Here is a 15,127-nt window from a genome sequence, read left to right as displayed (position 1 = left end):
GCCGATCCCGCCAGCCCTCATCCACAACCCGCGATGTGAGCGCGGATTCTGTACTCTCGCGGGCGTACACCTTATCATTTAAGGACCGAAATCCTATTCGCAAATCCAGCCCAGGAGTGTCGACATGCGCGCCGCAACGTCTGAGGCCATCAGCGATCGTACTCGTCCTGCCGTCCGATTTCGCGGACGCATCTACCCCCAGTCCCAATCGACACCTGAGGCTCAGGTTGTCGAACTTCCGGACTACTCTTCCCGTCAAGCGACCCAGGAACAGCTGACCGCAGAGATTATGCGCCGCGTGCCATTTCTGAATGAACCACAAGACGGAACCACGATGGAACTCTGTAGCGCATTCAGTGAGTCGCACAGTTGCTTGACGGGTTTTCGCTCGGATGTGGAAGCACTCGTGCCGTTGCTATGTCGTGCCAACCTTGAGTTTCGGCAGGAATCAGGCCACACGTTTGAGGAGGGCAAGGCGACGGCTATGAAGGAAAAGCTGGACGCAATGATAGAGAAATCAAGATTGGCGATTCGCCCCATCGCGAATCCCGTCAATGCCCATCTCCTTGCTTTGGATCCGGACGCCGCGCTGAAGAAGCTGAGAACGTCGCTGCGTCAGAGTATCGACCGTTTTGTTCAGGATTTGTTCGATGCACTCGACAGATTGGTGGATAAGGAGATTTCTGGACTGGTCGAATGGACGAGTCAAAACACGTGCTGTTACCACTTCTTCCGCGATGTCATCGTGCAGGACCGTGATGACACCGTGATTGAGAAAGGTCTTGTCCACTACAACCGTAGTCTGCACGGGATCGCTATCCAGGACGTCGATGCGGTCGATCGCGGCACCCACACTCATCGGATCGCTCGACATGAATACCACACCGGTGCGGCCATCGTCACCAGCATTGCCAATACGCGTGTTGTGCTTCCTAAAGCGGTCGCCGAATTGGTCAACCGAATTCCGGACTGGTTGGAACCTGTCGTCCGGATCATCGACGGGACGTTGGTTCGTGCTCAGATTATCGAGCAAGATGTCGAAACCGTCGCCTGGGAGCAACGCAACACAATCGATCGATTTGAATTCGAGTACGAACCAGGCGTCCTCATTGATCACATTGTGCTGACGGGCTGGGGACCGCTCGACATCAATGCCGAGCTGCAACGGCGAGAGCAAGAAAAGAAAACCAGAAGGAGAATAGCTGCTGCGAGGCAGCGTACGATCTGGACGACAGCTTCCGTGGGATTGTCGGGACTGTCGTTGGCATGGCATTGGGGCGTCAGCGACCTGATCGATTTGGCATTCGCGTTTGTAGTGATTCTGGCAGCGGCATACAGCGCGATCACTGCGGCAAACGCTCATGCGCAAGCGTGCGATCGCCCGTTTGCGTTCGGGCAACCATTCGGACTTGTCCTTGGCCTCGTTCTCGTACTGACCGGGGTCGGCTTGCCATTGGCTTACTTTGGGGCACTCGGAAACCTCAAATTCCTCTCAGTCATCTTGGCTGTCATCGGTGGGGCGCTACTCCATGCCCCAGTTCTTCGCCATCCCGCTCAACCGATTCAGGAGCCTCCGCGATGAGTATGGGTGATCCATCTGCTGACCCCATTGACGATGGGCGTTGGCTTCGAAATACGATACGTACCCTCGTCGCCGTGATCTTGGTCGTCTTCCTCTTGTATCTCACCTTTGGGAAGACGGTATACGAATGGGCTGAGTCGGATCGTCAGAATCAAATCATCAATGATCGCATCGACAAGATTGAAGATCAGACGAAGCAGCAGGATCAGTTCCTGGATTCAGTTCGCAACCAGTTATCCAGTGGAGAGACACTAGACGACTCGGCGCTGCAGAAGATTCAGGAACGACTCAACAGTCTTGAACAAAGCGCCAGGCTGCGGGCCGACATCGTAGACTCCCTCAAGACACAGGCAAGCGAGCTTGAGGGTGAGCGAGTCCGTAATCGAGTGAACGTGATCGAAGCCTACGAGATCGGACGCCGAATCGAGTCCGAGATTTCCGCCCTGAAAAAAGAGTTGGATGAATGGCAGGATTTGGTTGCACCGCTATCGTCCAATGACGCAGGACGCCGAATTGCCACACGCCCGGAGCTTTTACAGCAATACGCTGCGCTGTCAGACGTCAAGATGGCGACGTTCGACGATCTGGATCGCTGGCAACGGCAATTCGACACGCTTTTTTCCCGCATCAAACTTGCCCATGGGGATCAGTCGATCCGCGTCGTTGTGACCCCTGACGACATAACTGCTTTTCAGTCGCTGGACGCCCAAGTCAACTCCGCGTTTGACCAACTCCGACAGCAGGTGCGGGCACTGCAACTCATCATGGCGAAGGCCGATGGACTTGACCCGGGGCAACAGACGTTGGCCGATACAATTGCTGCCGTTCAACGAGAACGCGATGAACAATTTCGACAGAAACTGAGCGAGACGACCCGGGCTGAAATCCGTAAAGTGGATGAGGAGTTCGCGGCGAAAATCGCCGCCGAACAGCGCGAACAACGGAGACTCCTGAAAGAGCAGGAACTTGCAGCCGAGCAGCTTGAAACGCAAGAAAGAGCTGCCGAACTTGCGGCAATCGAAAAGCGAAATGAAGAATTACGTGCGCGGCTGGCACTGGAAAAGCTGAAGGCCGAGTACCAGGCAGACCTGTCTGAGATCGAATCGTTGCTTGCCCCATTTCTGGACAGCGCCATCACTCAGCCGACCAAGTCAAATCCGATCGCCAAGGGCGGTCCCATGAAACCGACGTCACTCAATGCCCTGAAAGGGTCTGGTGCCCTCGACGACTCCAGTGACGGTCTCAATCTCCTCTATCAAGCCGGCGGACACCCGGCGAATATGCGTAAGAAGGGAGGATTTCCGTCGTTTGTGTCACTGCAAACCCTTGGGCAAGGGTCGGAACGAGACAAGGTTCGTCGAGCCCAACAGCTTCTTGTGAAGTACGGCGAACTCATGGTCGAAGATGGACTCCTCTCCAAATGACGATTTCACTTTCAAGAAAGCCGAGTCAATTGGTCGCAAATTCGGCGAGGCCAGCAGCGCTGAACGCTCGGAGGTTCTGGACGAACCAGGCGGCGGTTCGCGAGGGCGAACCGGCCGCAACGTCCCTGAACGTGACGTGGTCCGGCCTCGGCGGCCGGACCTGCGACCGAATCGGCTGGGGCCGATTTCGGTCGTTCGCCTCCGCTGAACGCTGCGGCGCGGCCGGACTCCTGAACGTCGTTCCGGCCGGCCAGCTTGATGCATCCAGCCCGCGAGCCAGCGTCCAGCATTTCCGACAGCATGATGACTCCCATGGCGGAGGCCGTGGAGGAACAATAAGTCGCACGTACAGTTGCATTTGCGGGCCGTTTTGGTCGCAAGTGTCAGGCGACCGTATTCGCCGACACTTCCACCGACACCCGGCGCGAGTCTGAGGCAGGGCAGGATCGCGCATGGAGAGACGCAACCGCCGCTCGAAACCAAGAAATCAGAACCGGAACCGCGTGCGGATCGATGGGAAGACCTATGACGTCATCGACCGTCAGCGACTAAGAGGGCGGATCTATTTGGTCCTTCGCCGCCTGGCTTCGGCCCCCCGCGCACGGTATCTGGTGTGCGACCCTGCAGCCGGGATGCAGCTCCGTATGTTGCTCGTCCTGCCGGATGACGAACCAACGGCCCAGCACGCCTCCGTCCTGCGGAATCTGAACAGTCGTTCGCTGCCCCAGATCTTTGACATCGACAGGGAAGACGGGCGGACGCGGATAGTGCTGTCCTGGACGCCGGGCATCGACCTCGGCCAGTACCTTCAGCGGATCGAGCGTGAGAAGGTTGTCCCACCGACACCGGCCCATGCCGTGCGGTTGATCCACGGCATGGCCGTCGACCTAACCCTGATGCATCGGTACGCTCGTATCATCCACGGCGACTTGAAGCCGGCGAACCTGATCATCTCACGAAAGCCGAGTCGACTGTCACTAATCGATTTTGGTAGTGCGTGGCCGATCGAACGCACAGGATTTCGTCATCCCGGCGACGGACTCAGCCCCGTCTTTGCCGCTCCGGAACAGCAGCACGATGCAGCCGCGGGCGTCGACGAACGGGCGGATCAATTTGCGGCGTCCGTTTTGCTTTATCAACTTCTGACACTCAAGATTCCCTACGAAGGATTGGGAGGGCAGGCAGGACTGCCTCGGTACTTCGACCCCGACAACGTCGTCGTTCCGCCGAGCGAAATCGCCATCCACGAGCGGTTTGTTCCGCGTCGGTTGCGCCGACAGCTCGACGACGTTGTCCAGAAAGGCCTCGCACTTGACCCCGGTCAACGTTTCCTCACCTCGGGAGCCTGGCTGGATGCACTGCGAGCTGTCCATCGCCATTTGGAAGACCGCGATTCAGGCAGTCATCGTCGACAGGGATACTGGGAACAATTCTGCGATTGGCTGGCTCAACGATTCGTTGGTACTCACGAATCGCCGCCCAAAGATGCGCACGTAGATTAGACTCAATTCAATCGGTCAGGCCAAGTTGCCGCGCGAGCTTGTGCGGTGGGACTTCGTCGCCAAAGCGATCGTAGCACGTACAGTGGAATTCGCGATTGAGATTATCAGTCGTAATGCGTGGAAGGACTTCGACTCCGTTCAAGACTGTCGGACGCAGACCTACGCGGCGTGGCTTGCCAAACGGGCACCCCCGGCAGACTCTGCCTTGATCGGTCGGTCGCGGTCGGTATTGGGCTGCGTTCTCGTAGCGTTGAAATTCGCTCCGGGCACGTGGCAACCCTGTTTGGAACGCTTCCCATTCTTCCTTATCCAGCGGGAAAGCAAGTCCACGATCGCCGTCATTGAACATCACGATCGCCCAATCCGCATTGCCACGTTCGCACGTCTCAGTCAGGAATGCGTAGGCGGCCAGCCGAGCCTGCTGTTGGAGTCGAGGACGAAACTGTCCCATTGAACCCTCCGTTTCATCCACGTGAATCCGCAGCACCGGTATGCGTAGTTCACCCCGGTGAAGAATCCGCCAGGGTTTGCCAGTCAGAGCGATCTCATGGTTGTGCAGTGGTCGGTTGAGTTCGATCGACTGGAAGCCAGCGGCAATCAGTTCCCACCATTGGATTTCCTGCTGGAGCTTGTGTTCCCAGTTCGGTTCGTTGGGCTTGGCCAGGCGCGATTGCGCCAGCCTCGCCCGCAAATGAAGCCAAGACGTGATGACCGGGAACCACTGCGAATAGGTTAAGAGCGGCACAAACATCAACGCTGCCAGGAGCCAGACCAAGAAGGCGGGCAGGTAGAGATACACAAGCACGGTTCCACCCACAACGCCGCCAATCACCGTTGACAACTGTTTGATTTGCCGAGTTTGGATTTCCAGTTTGCGTTGAATCCGGTCAATGTCGAACATCGGAATTCCGCCAAGCGCGGGTGCTGGCTCGAAATCGGCCCCGGTGTCAACCTGATGGGATTCATATGTGATGATTCCGGCCCGGGGGCAGAACAGGAACTCGCTCATCACATGCACGCCAAGTTCTGGCGCGTTCTTATCTTTTGATAGTACGGCCAAAGTCTCGCGAATGTGCGGCTTCATATGTTCGCGGTCGAGCGTCATCAGTCGAGTGCCTTTCGGATTTCCTGAATCGACCGGGGTCGTTTGCTCGGCATCGATGCGACGCATCGCTTTAGCACATCGACAACTGGTCGCGGTAGTTCAAGTTGTTCCCACAGTTCACCGTCGTAACGGGCGATCGTGTCGTCGCCTGTCACCGCGTGCAGAAATACGATGGCCCAACTGTAGTAGTCTGCCTGTGGCGTCGCCTGACCGCTTTCCACTTCCGGCGCTCGGTAGGGATCAATCGGCCACTCGGCAGATACGGTTTTTCCATGCAGCAACAGTTTCGCCAAATCCAGGTCGGTCAACCGCACGGTTCCGTCGTCGCCAATGAGGACACGTCGCGGAGACAGTTCACGCAGGATAATCTTGCGCTCGTGCAGTGCGCAAAGCCCCTCTAAGACCTGTTGCATGACCGGCAGCAGTTGCTCGAACGCGACCGGCCCCTCGTCGATCATTCTTGCGAGCGTTGTTGACTCGAACCACTCATCAATGACCCACCAGAAACTTTCACCTGCGACAGGAAGCACACTCTTGTTGCGAGTTAGTTGTGGGAAACCCGACAATTCGCGACAGACGCGGGCATGACGGGTGAGCACTTCGCGCATCTCACCCCGGTCATCGGACGAAACGGCCGTCAGATCGTAAAACCGTGCCCGGCCATATTCTGGAACATTTGCGTCTCCCACAAATCTGTGTCGGACCTGGCAACGAAAGTAGCCCAGCCCGTTCGACGTGTACTCCCAACCAGTGCGTGTCCCGTTGACGACTGTCCATTCAGGATGCTCCGGCCACTGGAACTCCCCATCAGACACCACCTCGTTTGTCGGCCGCAGCAATTCGTTGAGAGGTCGCTTCAGGTAGTCGGCGACGCGCTTGGCCGTATTCGGAAACACACCTCGGTCCTGGGCAAGGTTTCTCCAAGTCGATGCTGCGACGCCGCCCGCCGACCCAAAGCTTTCGCCGCGTGCTTCCAACAAAACGTGGAGCTTCGCGGTGTCGAGGTAGACCAGCCCGCTCCGCTGTTTCAATGTTGCATTGGATTTCCTGGCCATCTGCTGATTCTCAGATTGTGGCCAGAATGCGCGAGCGTCTCTCCAGCCTGTGACCCCGGTCAGTTTCAATGGTCGTTGTTCGGGGGATGTGGATTACTTTCACAAGGACATCGATATGAACAAACTGCTGCAAACCTTTCTCGATCGACTCCGCGACCGGATCGTCGCCTCGGTCGCCAGTGTCGTCGGTTCGACCTTCTCTGCATTTCGTCTCGCTCAGGAAGCGGAACAACAAAGCTATCTCGAAGATCTCGCGCGGCAGTACGAAGCCGAAGGCAAGTCCCAACTCGCCGAGCAGATTCGCTGTCGTGCCAAGACTCTTAGTATGGACGATCCGACGGCTGAAGCCCAGCCGGTCATACAAAACCTCCTGGCAGATTGTCGCACACTTCCGGCATTGCAATCGTCGCCAGCTACTCCGGACGACGACGCTGAAGGCGGTCGCGCTCCCAACCCCAAACCAAAGACGCGACGCAAGTCAAAGTCTCGGAAGACGACCGATGACTCGTCGATTTCCCTGGATTGAAAGTGGGATGTGCAGGATGAGTGGCTATCGCATGACCGACCGTGACCGCGAGATATTGAAGGCGCTAACCGTCTTCGTACGTCTGTTCAGTCAGCGGCAAGTTGCCGAGTTCTGGTTCAACGACGACAAGGCGAACGCACGCCGCCGACTGGCCCAGCTGGCAGCCGAGAACCTGGTCACGCAAATCACTGTCCGTGCCCGACCGCTACCAGCCATAGAAGAGCCAGTCATCGTTTGGCATCCAGGTGACGTCGATCCGGATTTCAGCCGGGCGGCTTACCAACTTCGCTCCCGCTGGCACCGACGTCCGGTCAAATCGCTGCAAGCCTACATCGCTACCGAACAGGCGTCTCGAATACTTGGCGGACGCGGTCATGGCGAACTCAAGAACGGATTCCAGGCGACCCACGACCTCGGTGTGTCGCAGGTCTGGTTGCAACTGGCCGAATCCAGTCCCGCTTGGGCCGACGCGTGGCGGGGAGAAGACGTGATGGCCCATACCCGTCGCATGCAGAAGCTTCCCGATGGCTTCATCGTCAACAAACGCGATGAGGTGGTCTGTGTGATCGAGTTCGGCGGCGCGTACGACCAACAACGGGTCCGCGAATTTCATGAAGACTGCCGTGACCGCAGTCTTCCCTACCGGATGTGGTAAATTCCTATGCCCCGGAAATCAAGACATTCAGCGAAGACCAATCCCCGACGGCTGTCGGCGCGGGATCGTCGCATCATCGATCATGCCGTTCGATATCGCATCGGCGTGATGGAAACGATGCACCGTCTGTTCTTTGCCGATCAGGAGCTTGGCGCCGTCTGCAAAGTCGTACAGCGCCTCTGCGATGAAGAGTGGCTGCGACGCTACCCTCTCATCTACCCCATGAAATACTTCGTGCCGGGGAAGCGGACCGCTCAGGCGTTTGGGCTTCCAATCGGCCGCACGCATCCACTCGGCCCACAATCCCTCCCCACGGAATACGCCATTCTGCTCTATGCAACTCAGGCGACTGGCCTACAGCGGCTGCACTCGGATGAGATTCAGCAACGTTTCGACTGGTACGACGCTAGTTGGACGCTTGCTCCTCATTGTCTTCGCAGTGTGAAGTCACAACCGATCCTGGAGCTGCTGCGCATCGATCTGGGCGGCCCCGCCGACTACGTCGCTCGAAAATGTCTGGCGGACATCCAGTTGCGCCAGCAACGTCGAGAGTTTGAAGACTTTGTCAAACGCGAATTGTTCCGCCTCGTCGTGATCTCGGCCACGACCGAGAAGGCCGCGGCGATTCAACAAGCCCTGCAGGGGCATCTTTGGCCGGTTGGACTGCGAATTCATCTGGCCGTCATTCCTGAACTCCTTCCTTTACTACCGAGGTGCTCGGATGCCACGTGACAGCTACTTCCAGGACTTTGGCAATCCAATTCGTCGGGAGCTTCTTCCTCGACGGACGCTCTCATTAGCGCTTGCCTCTCCGGATGTGTCGGGACTGTTCCAGTCCAAGGCAATTATGCAGGTTGTGACTGGCGTGGTCGTTGTCGACGTCATCGACTACTTCCTGCTCACGTTTGTGGACTCCGCTGCGGCTGGTGCATACCGTGGACTTCTCGTGGCACTTGCCAGTCTTGCCGTGCTTCTGACGTACGCGCTGAGGTGCTGTGCCCCTAACGATCGCGGCATTGCCATTCTCATTTCTATCGCTCTTCCAGTCGCTGCTGGGGCAACACTCTGGCAACCCGCTTTTCCTGAGTACCGCTGGCTGCACGCGGGGGTCATCGCCTACTGCTATTCCCGCCTGCTGGTCATGCACTGGTGCCGACTCTGCGTGACTTCGCCTGTTCCGAAATCGACAGCCCGTCCATTGCTAGACCGGTGGAACAAGGCATCGATGCGGCTTGCCGGCCTGCCATTGGGAGTCGCAGTGGTAGCGTGGCTTTGCGACCCGGTCATTGCCTGCTGCGTTTTTGCGGCGTTCGGGATCGCCGCAATGCTGGTGCAGCCGGAATATCGCCGCGTACGGAATTGGAAAGCTGCCTGGAGTGCGCTGGGCTCCTGGCTCACGTACCAACCCGCGAAACAATCCGTTCCCGGTTTCTTTCATAGTCCGGCGGGCACTCTGAGTGGTCGCGTGGAATTGACCATCCTTGCGAGCCTGGTCATGGGAGCATGCCTGCGGGATGGTCTTATCTGGCCGATGGTCTTCCCTTCCCTCGTGTCTCTATTTTTACCTTTGCTTCTGACGCAGCCCGTCCTCGCCGAGGCCGCTCCATATCGTCGCCACGCGGTGCGGGCCAACGATTGGAATTCACTGGTTACGACTCTCCGCAGCTCTGCGAATCCAATCGAACGCAAGTCCTACTACATGGCACGCGTCGTCGCCGATCGGAGTCCCGTCCTCGTTCCTCGATCGCTCTTCGGTGAGCATGCTCACTTTCTGGGAGACAGCGGTTCCGGGAAGACCTCGCTTGGTTTGGCGCCGTTCATCGAACAGACGATCCAATTTGGCGACGCAAGCGTCATCGTGATCGATCTCAAGGCCGACACGCTTGAACTGCTCGCCACGATGATGGCCGCCGCAAAACGACTGCACATTGAACGTGACATCGACCTACCGCTGAAGTATCTGACGACACGAGACGACCTGTCGACCTTTGCCTTCAATCCGATGATGCAGACGTTCTGGCATCGCTTCAACAGTTTCAAGAAAACCGATCTGCTCAACGGTGCGACCGGCCTGAAGTACGAACCCACATACGGTGCCGACTTCTACACGGCCGTCAACGACGGAGTTGTTCAACACACGTACAAATCCTATCCAGACGTCAAGACATTCGATCAACTTGCCGACCGCTGCGGCCATCTCCTTGCAACGCCTGGCGGCAAGCATGCGCTGCACAGCGAAATTCGAAAGAACGGCGTTCTTGTGCATGAGGTTCTCAAGCGTCTGGCGTCGTTTCCTCCGCTCAATGTCGCTCCCGGATGTGGCTTTCCGGACGACGTAATTGAACAGGCCATCGATCTGGCTGACGTCTTTCGGAAGCCCCAACTCCTGTATTTTCATCTCTCTTCGATTTTGGGTCCGGGATCGGCCCCAGCGCTCGCCCGATTCGTCTGCTATTTCCTGCTCGCTTCGGCCTCCCAAGTGGAGCGAACAGTGCCCGTGTATCTCGTGATCGATGAGTTCCAGCGAATGGCCGCGCAGAACTTCGAGTACATGCTCCAACTCGCACGGAGCATGGGGGTTGGGATCATTCTCGCAAACCAAAGCATGGAGGATCTGAAACGAGGGAAGATCGACCTCATACCAGCCATCGAAGCCAACTGTCGCTATCGGCAGTGGTTCGCCGTGTCTTCATCGGCTGACCGCGAACGACTGGCACGTTGCAGCGGAGAAACGATCGAATACTTCACGACCCGCGGATCGTCAACCAATTCCGATGGCAAGACGTCCACATCTCAGTCAATCAGCGAACGCGTCATGCCCCGTTTGAGCGCTAACGACATCATGTTGGCCAGCGACCATCCGAAACAAAGCATTGTTCATATCTCACGAGGTGCTGGGTATGCCCAATACGGCGGCCTTCCGGTGATCTGTGAATCTGACTTTCACATCTCTCAGGAGGAGTACGACAGTCGTCGCCGTACGCCGTGGCCGAATCGCCAGGCAGGGACGTTCATTCCGGATGAAATGAGTCAGCAGCCGGCCATTAAGACGTCAAGCGGTCCTATAGTGACGACCGAAGTCGTCGGCGCATCGCAGGTCGAAGATAACGATCCTTTCGCCGATCTCAGGAAGGATTTCTCTTCGCAGCAGTCGACAAGTGCAATGAACAGGAGACGCCGCCGATGATCCAGGATTCCGTGATTTCACCCGTTGCATGTTCCCGTCGCCCGGACGGCGTCACCGTCTGGACTCAACGCGACTACGACATCCTACAGTCGTTGGCCATACGTATCCGGATGCTATCAGTCACACAGGCCACTCAAATCTGGTGGCCACAGCACGAATCATTGCGCGATTCGCGTCGTTGCCTGCGACGACTCGCCGCTGGCGGGCTTGTTCATCGCTACGTCATCAACGCGCATCCACTACTCGCGGTTACCGCTCCATTGACGTCGTGGAAACCGGGACAGCCAGAACCTGACTGCCACGAGTTGTCGCTCGCTGCGAGAAGGCGCTGGAACCGCCCGACGATCCCACTGGAAGTCTTCACTGCGTCGAAGCAGACAGCAAATCTCTTCGGCGGTGTTGCGTACGGACTGCCAAGGCTCGAACAGCGAGACCACGACCTGCTGCTTGCGGACGCATTCGTCGCTTATCGCTGCAACCGTCCCAGTGAAGCGGAACATTGGGTCGGTGAAGACTTTCTCCCCAAGGCGGGTTTCCGCATCAAAGATCCAGACGCATTTCTCATCAACGACCATGGTCAGATGACGCACGTCATCGAATCCGCTGGTCGTTACACCCCGAAGCAAATCAACAGCTTTCACGAACATTGTTCCGCACTCGACCTTCCTTACGAACTCTGGTGAAGACATGCATGCAACATCGACACACACTCCGAAACAACAGCAGATCGATGCAGCCACGGGACTTTCCGAACGCTACAAGCTGCTGACGGCCGCGACCTTGTGCCAGCTCCGAAGCGATCTGTTTTCAGATGCATTGTCGGCTGAATCCGTATTGAAGCAGCTCTCCCGCGACGGCATCCTTCGTGAGTCGTCGTTGTATCGGAATCACAGTTGCTTTCACGCGGTCTCGTCAAACCCTGAGCAAGATGATCTCTCAGAGACGGCCAAGATTCGTTCGTACGCGATGCTTGCCGTTTGTGCCTCACAGACGGCAAGCCGAACCAAGCTAACACAGAAAGAGTTCCGCCAATATTTTTCCGATGTGTATCGATCGGGACTCGCGTTGAACTACTACATCGACTTCGCACCGTCCGACCCGGTGCTTGGATTTCTCCGAGTCGATACCGGTGGTGCTGCCCGCTGGGACCGCATTGTGGCCAAGGCTCAAAGTGACGTACGCAAACATCGTTTGGATCCGTCCTTTGAGCGTTTTCTCAAGCGTCGCGCATTTGAAGTTCGCATTGTGACCGCACTGCCGCAGAAAGCCGATCGCGTGCGACGTGCGTTGATAGACAAGCCCAGTCCTGGCGGAGTTCCCATCCATGTCAGCATCGTTCCGGAACTGCTCAACCTGATTGCGCCGCTGCCAAGCTAACATCAGCCCCACAATCCACCGCTGTGTGGTTTTCACCCGTTCCCGACTCAGGAACATGTCAAAACATCGAGTCAAGTGAGAAGTGCCGGTTCTGTCATCAGCTTCGTTTGTTGAGGTCAATTGGTCCATCGCAACCATCGGTCGAGCGGTTGACTAACAACAAGGAGGAATGATGACCATGAAACGCATACGTGAAGGAATCAAAGCTGTCTGGTGGGAAACGGCCTTTTGGCTGAGCCACTGGTCGCAAGATGTCTGGTGGAAGGTCAACGATGTGTCGTGTGACCTTCTGAAGATGATCGACGAGTTCTTTTGGCCAGAACAGGAGTTCGACCCAGAGAAGATTGATCCCGAGAATCACGAATAGCACTTCCCACACCGCCGCTGCCTTCGGGCAGCGGCACCCTCCCTCACCGCAGGGTTATCACTCGTTCCTTGCTCCAGGAACACGGAAAAACAATGGACAAACGACTTATGGCAAACCGTAGGCCGCGCTGACTTCATGGGAAGCAGTCGGCTGAATTGCTGGAGGAACCAGCAAATGAGACGTCGTGGAAGAAGAAGGACAGGGAAGTTCAGTGACTCGTGGTTCGGTCGCTGGCTGGAGTATCGGGCGGGCATTCGCGAGCGATTTTGCTCGAAATGCAATCAGCCCTATGTCCAGTCACCAGAGGCCAAACCTGAAGAGCAATTCTTCTCGTGTTCTGCCGCTGCGTTGGTGTACCCCACGCGCCGATCGGGACGGAAAGATTATCTCGTCCGTCTTGGCCGTTGGAGACCCAATGGTCGCAGGTTGGATCTCGTGCAGATGTTTGATGCCGATGATGTCGGCGATCTGCTCAAGGCGTTGCTTGCGGCGCAGAAGTACATTGCTGCTCAAAAGGAGTCTGAACGCGCCCCGAAACGCGGACCGCTCCGAGCAGCCAAACGTTAGGTTTGCTGTACGGTTGACAGGGAGGTTGGGGAGCCGTTTTGGCTCCCCGTTTTTTTCAGGAACATCCACATGGGGTGGCTGTTCCTTTTGCAAACTTCGAGGACTGAGTGACGCACGACGCAGGCTCAGCCTCACATACGAAAGAGAGGTGTCATGGAAAAGAATGAACCGATCCATGAAATCAAGTTGGGAAGAATCCGCGCTACGATCTGGGAGAACCGATCGGAGGACAAGGATGAGGTATGGCACACCGCCGTGCCTTCCCGGCTCTACAAGAAGGACAACCAATGGAGGGACGCCACGACGTTTCGGCGTGACGAACTTCCCATTGCGTCCAAGGCGATGGACATGGCGCACAGTTGGATCTTGCAACGCGAGATTGAGCTGAAGCGTGCTGCTCAAGACGCAGCGTAATGACAACACAGGCTGGTCGGTTGCAACCGACCAGCCCCTTTCCGGAGGAGATGTGATGTCACTTGTCACACGCGCCGTTGCGAAGTTCGACGTCGGCCAACTCTACATGACCCGTGGAGTAGCCGAAGGCATTGACGAAGACGACGTCTTCAAAGCTCTCGTCCGCCATCTCGATGGGGACTGGGGCGATGTCGACGAACACGACCGCCAGGCGAACGACGATGCAGTGTTATTCGGTGGCCGTCTACTGTCAGCCTACGTCGACCGTAGCAACACACGGTTCTGGATTATCACGGAGGCAGATCGCTCGGCAACGACGATCCTGCTGCCGTCGGAGGACTGAGCCGATGGGTCGGTTTTAACAGCGGTTTTCACCGCGGTTTGGGGAAGAAGAGTTGGTCGCTCTTCTCCCCCGGAGGTTCTTCGCAGGACTTGTTTCGGCGAAACGACTCCGCGCTGACGCAACTGGCGTCAGCGGGGAGCCTGATGAGCGGTCCACAGTCCCCAATTGCTGTGCTGTGGGCCTTTGCAAACAAACAAATTGGAGATGCCATGAACGCATCGAAAAAAGCAAACGAAACGAGTCGTTCCAAATCGGCCAGGATTCTGGCCGGCGTGGGAAACCTGAGAGCAATGATGTGGAAATCGGAGGAACGCTGGAATGTGGCGATCCTTCGCGAAGACCCCGTGACCGGCGACTTCGACCACCTGATGACTCCCGACGATATCGAGAGTCTGGCGGAGTTGACGACGTTGATCGCGACGGCTTTGCACGAACACGCGGACCTCGACGCCGAACTCATCGGTGATCTCGGCTGCCTGAGCCATCACCTGGCGCAGACGCTGGGAATGAAGAAGGAGTCGTGCGTGTTCGTTCCGAAGTCCGTGATGTAGTCACTCGAATGCCGGAGGAGTAACCCGACCAAATCACAACCTATTCACTTGCGATGCACGCTGTTTGTGCATCGCAAGTCTTTACCGTTCGCCGCGCCGGGCTGGTCCCCCGGCGCGCGAACACTTTTCATCAACCTGGAGCACACGCATGTCCAAACCGCCCTCACATACGATTCGATTCGGTCTGATCAAGGCCAGCATCTGGCAAAACCACACCCGCAACGGCGATCGCCATTCTGTCACGATCGTACGGCTCTACAAGAACGGCGACAGCTGGGTCGAGTCGACACGCTTCGGCCGCGATGACCTGCCGCTAGTCGCGAAAGTTAGCGATCTGGCCCATACCTGGATTTACGAACAGGGCCGCAGTGAGCCGCAAGCTTCATGACCACGCCACCGACACGGACGTATTGGTATGCGGCTTGTGAATCTTGCACCGCCAAGTGGTTCGCACCGTTTCGTCCGTTGCGCT

17 protein-coding genes are annotated in these 15,127 nt (G+C 57.1%); 15 read left to right on the top strand and 2 right to left on the bottom strand.

All coding sequences use genetic code 11. The features are described from left to right. Positions 1-124: 124 nt before the first annotated feature. From ACQK2L_RS25830 to ACQK2L_RS25820, 3 genes are all read left to right on the top strand, one after another. A complete protein-coding gene (locus ACQK2L_RS25830; protein WP_425399932.1) occupies positions 125-1,582 on the top strand; it encodes a hypothetical protein in 1,458 nt (485 codons plus the stop codon). Further along, positions 1,579-3,006: a hypothetical protein gene (locus ACQK2L_RS25825; RefSeq protein WP_425399931.1), complete on the top strand. Its 1,428-nt coding sequence runs from the start codon at positions 1,579-1,581 to the stop codon at positions 3,004-3,006. Before ACQK2L_RS25830 ends, ACQK2L_RS25825 begins: the two co-directional genes overlap by 4 nt. 452 nt (positions 3,007-3,458) lie before the next feature. Then, positions 3,459-4,508: a serine/threonine protein kinase gene (locus ACQK2L_RS25820; protein WP_425399930.1), complete on the top strand. Its 1,050-nt coding sequence runs from the start codon at positions 3,459-3,461 to the stop codon at positions 4,506-4,508. 7 nt (positions 4,509-4,515) lie between these two features. Here the strand turns inward: ACQK2L_RS25820 and ACQK2L_RS25815 are convergent, their stop codons facing one another. Continuing rightward, complete coding sequence (locus tag ACQK2L_RS25815) at positions 4,516-5,679, bottom strand: hypothetical protein (protein ID WP_425399929.1); 1,164 nt, start codon at positions 5,677-5,679, stop codon at positions 4,516-4,518. Then, a complete protein-coding gene (locus tag ACQK2L_RS25810) occupies positions 5,613-6,668 on the bottom strand; it encodes a protein kinase domain-containing protein (protein WP_425399928.1) in 1,056 nt (351 codons plus the stop codon). The genes ACQK2L_RS25815 and ACQK2L_RS25810 overlap by 67 nt, the downstream gene beginning before the upstream one ends. 115 nt (positions 6,669-6,783) lie before the next feature. Between ACQK2L_RS25810 and ACQK2L_RS25805 the strand changes: the two genes are divergently transcribed. From ACQK2L_RS25805 to ACQK2L_RS25750, 12 genes are all read left to right on the top strand, one after another. Further along, on the top strand, positions 6,784-7,194 hold the full coding sequence (locus tag ACQK2L_RS25805; protein WP_425399927.1) for a hypothetical protein: 411 nt from the start codon (positions 6,784-6,786) through the stop codon (positions 7,192-7,194). 31 nt (positions 7,195-7,225) lie between these two features. Next, complete coding sequence (locus ACQK2L_RS25800; protein WP_425399926.1) at positions 7,226-7,849, top strand: replication-relaxation family protein; 624 nt, start codon at positions 7,226-7,228, stop codon at positions 7,847-7,849. 108 nt (positions 7,850-7,957) lie between these two features. Then, positions 7,958-8,581, top strand: a complete 624-nt coding sequence (locus ACQK2L_RS25795) for a hypothetical protein (RefSeq protein WP_425399925.1) — start codon at positions 7,958-7,960, stop codon at positions 8,579-8,581. After that, positions 8,571-11,036 (top strand): type IV secretory system conjugative DNA transfer family protein, encoded by a 2,466-nt coding sequence (locus tag ACQK2L_RS25790; RefSeq protein ID WP_425399924.1) that lies wholly within the window; start codon positions 8,571-8,573, stop codon positions 11,034-11,036. Before ACQK2L_RS25795 ends, ACQK2L_RS25790 begins: the two co-directional genes overlap by 11 nt. Beyond that, the gene (locus ACQK2L_RS25785; protein WP_425399923.1) at positions 11,033-11,719 is read left to right on the top strand and encodes a hypothetical protein; all 687 of its coding nucleotides are present in this window, start codon (positions 11,033-11,035) and stop codon (positions 11,717-11,719) included. Before ACQK2L_RS25790 ends, ACQK2L_RS25785 begins: the two co-directional genes overlap by 4 nt. Positions 11,720-11,723: 4 nt before the next feature. Then, complete coding sequence (locus ACQK2L_RS25780) at positions 11,724-12,413, top strand: hypothetical protein (RefSeq protein WP_425399922.1); 690 nt, start codon at positions 11,724-11,726, stop codon at positions 12,411-12,413. A gap of 178 nt (positions 12,414-12,591) precedes the next feature. Next, positions 12,592-12,780 (top strand): hypothetical protein, encoded by a 189-nt coding sequence (locus ACQK2L_RS25775; protein WP_425399921.1) that lies wholly within the window; start codon positions 12,592-12,594, stop codon positions 12,778-12,780. A gap of 174 nt (positions 12,781-12,954) precedes the next feature. Beyond that, positions 12,955-13,347 carry a hypothetical protein gene (locus ACQK2L_RS25770; RefSeq protein WP_425399920.1) on the top strand — a complete coding sequence of 131 codons (393 nt, stop codon included), beginning with the start codon at positions 12,955-12,957 and terminating at the stop codon, positions 13,345-13,347. Positions 13,348-13,500: 153 nt separating this feature from the next. Further along, positions 13,501-13,761 carry a hypothetical protein gene (locus tag ACQK2L_RS25765; protein WP_425399919.1) on the top strand — a complete coding sequence of 87 codons (261 nt, stop codon included), beginning with the start codon at positions 13,501-13,503 and terminating at the stop codon, positions 13,759-13,761. Positions 13,762-13,816: 55 nt separating this feature from the next. Beyond that, entirely contained in the window at positions 13,817-14,104 is a 288-nt protein-coding gene (locus tag ACQK2L_RS25760; protein WP_425399918.1) for a type I restriction endonuclease subunit M, read from the top strand. A gap of 209 nt (positions 14,105-14,313) precedes the next feature. Continuing rightward, positions 14,314-14,655: a hypothetical protein gene (locus ACQK2L_RS25755; RefSeq protein WP_425399917.1), complete on the top strand. Its 342-nt coding sequence runs from the start codon at positions 14,314-14,316 to the stop codon at positions 14,653-14,655. A gap of 148 nt (positions 14,656-14,803) precedes the next feature. Next, positions 14,804-15,043 carry a hypothetical protein gene (locus ACQK2L_RS25750; RefSeq protein WP_425399916.1) on the top strand — a complete coding sequence of 80 codons (240 nt, stop codon included), beginning with the start codon at positions 14,804-14,806 and terminating at the stop codon, positions 15,041-15,043. The last annotated feature ends 84 nt before the right edge of the window (positions 15,044-15,127 follow it).

This window comes from Aeoliella sp., assembly GCF_965227375.1.
Classification (GTDB): Bacteria; Planctomycetota; Planctomycetia; order Pirellulales; family Lacipirellulaceae; genus Aeoliella.
The sequence above is the reverse complement of the archived record's forward strand: the minus strand, read 5'-3'. Positions and strand labels throughout refer to the sequence as shown.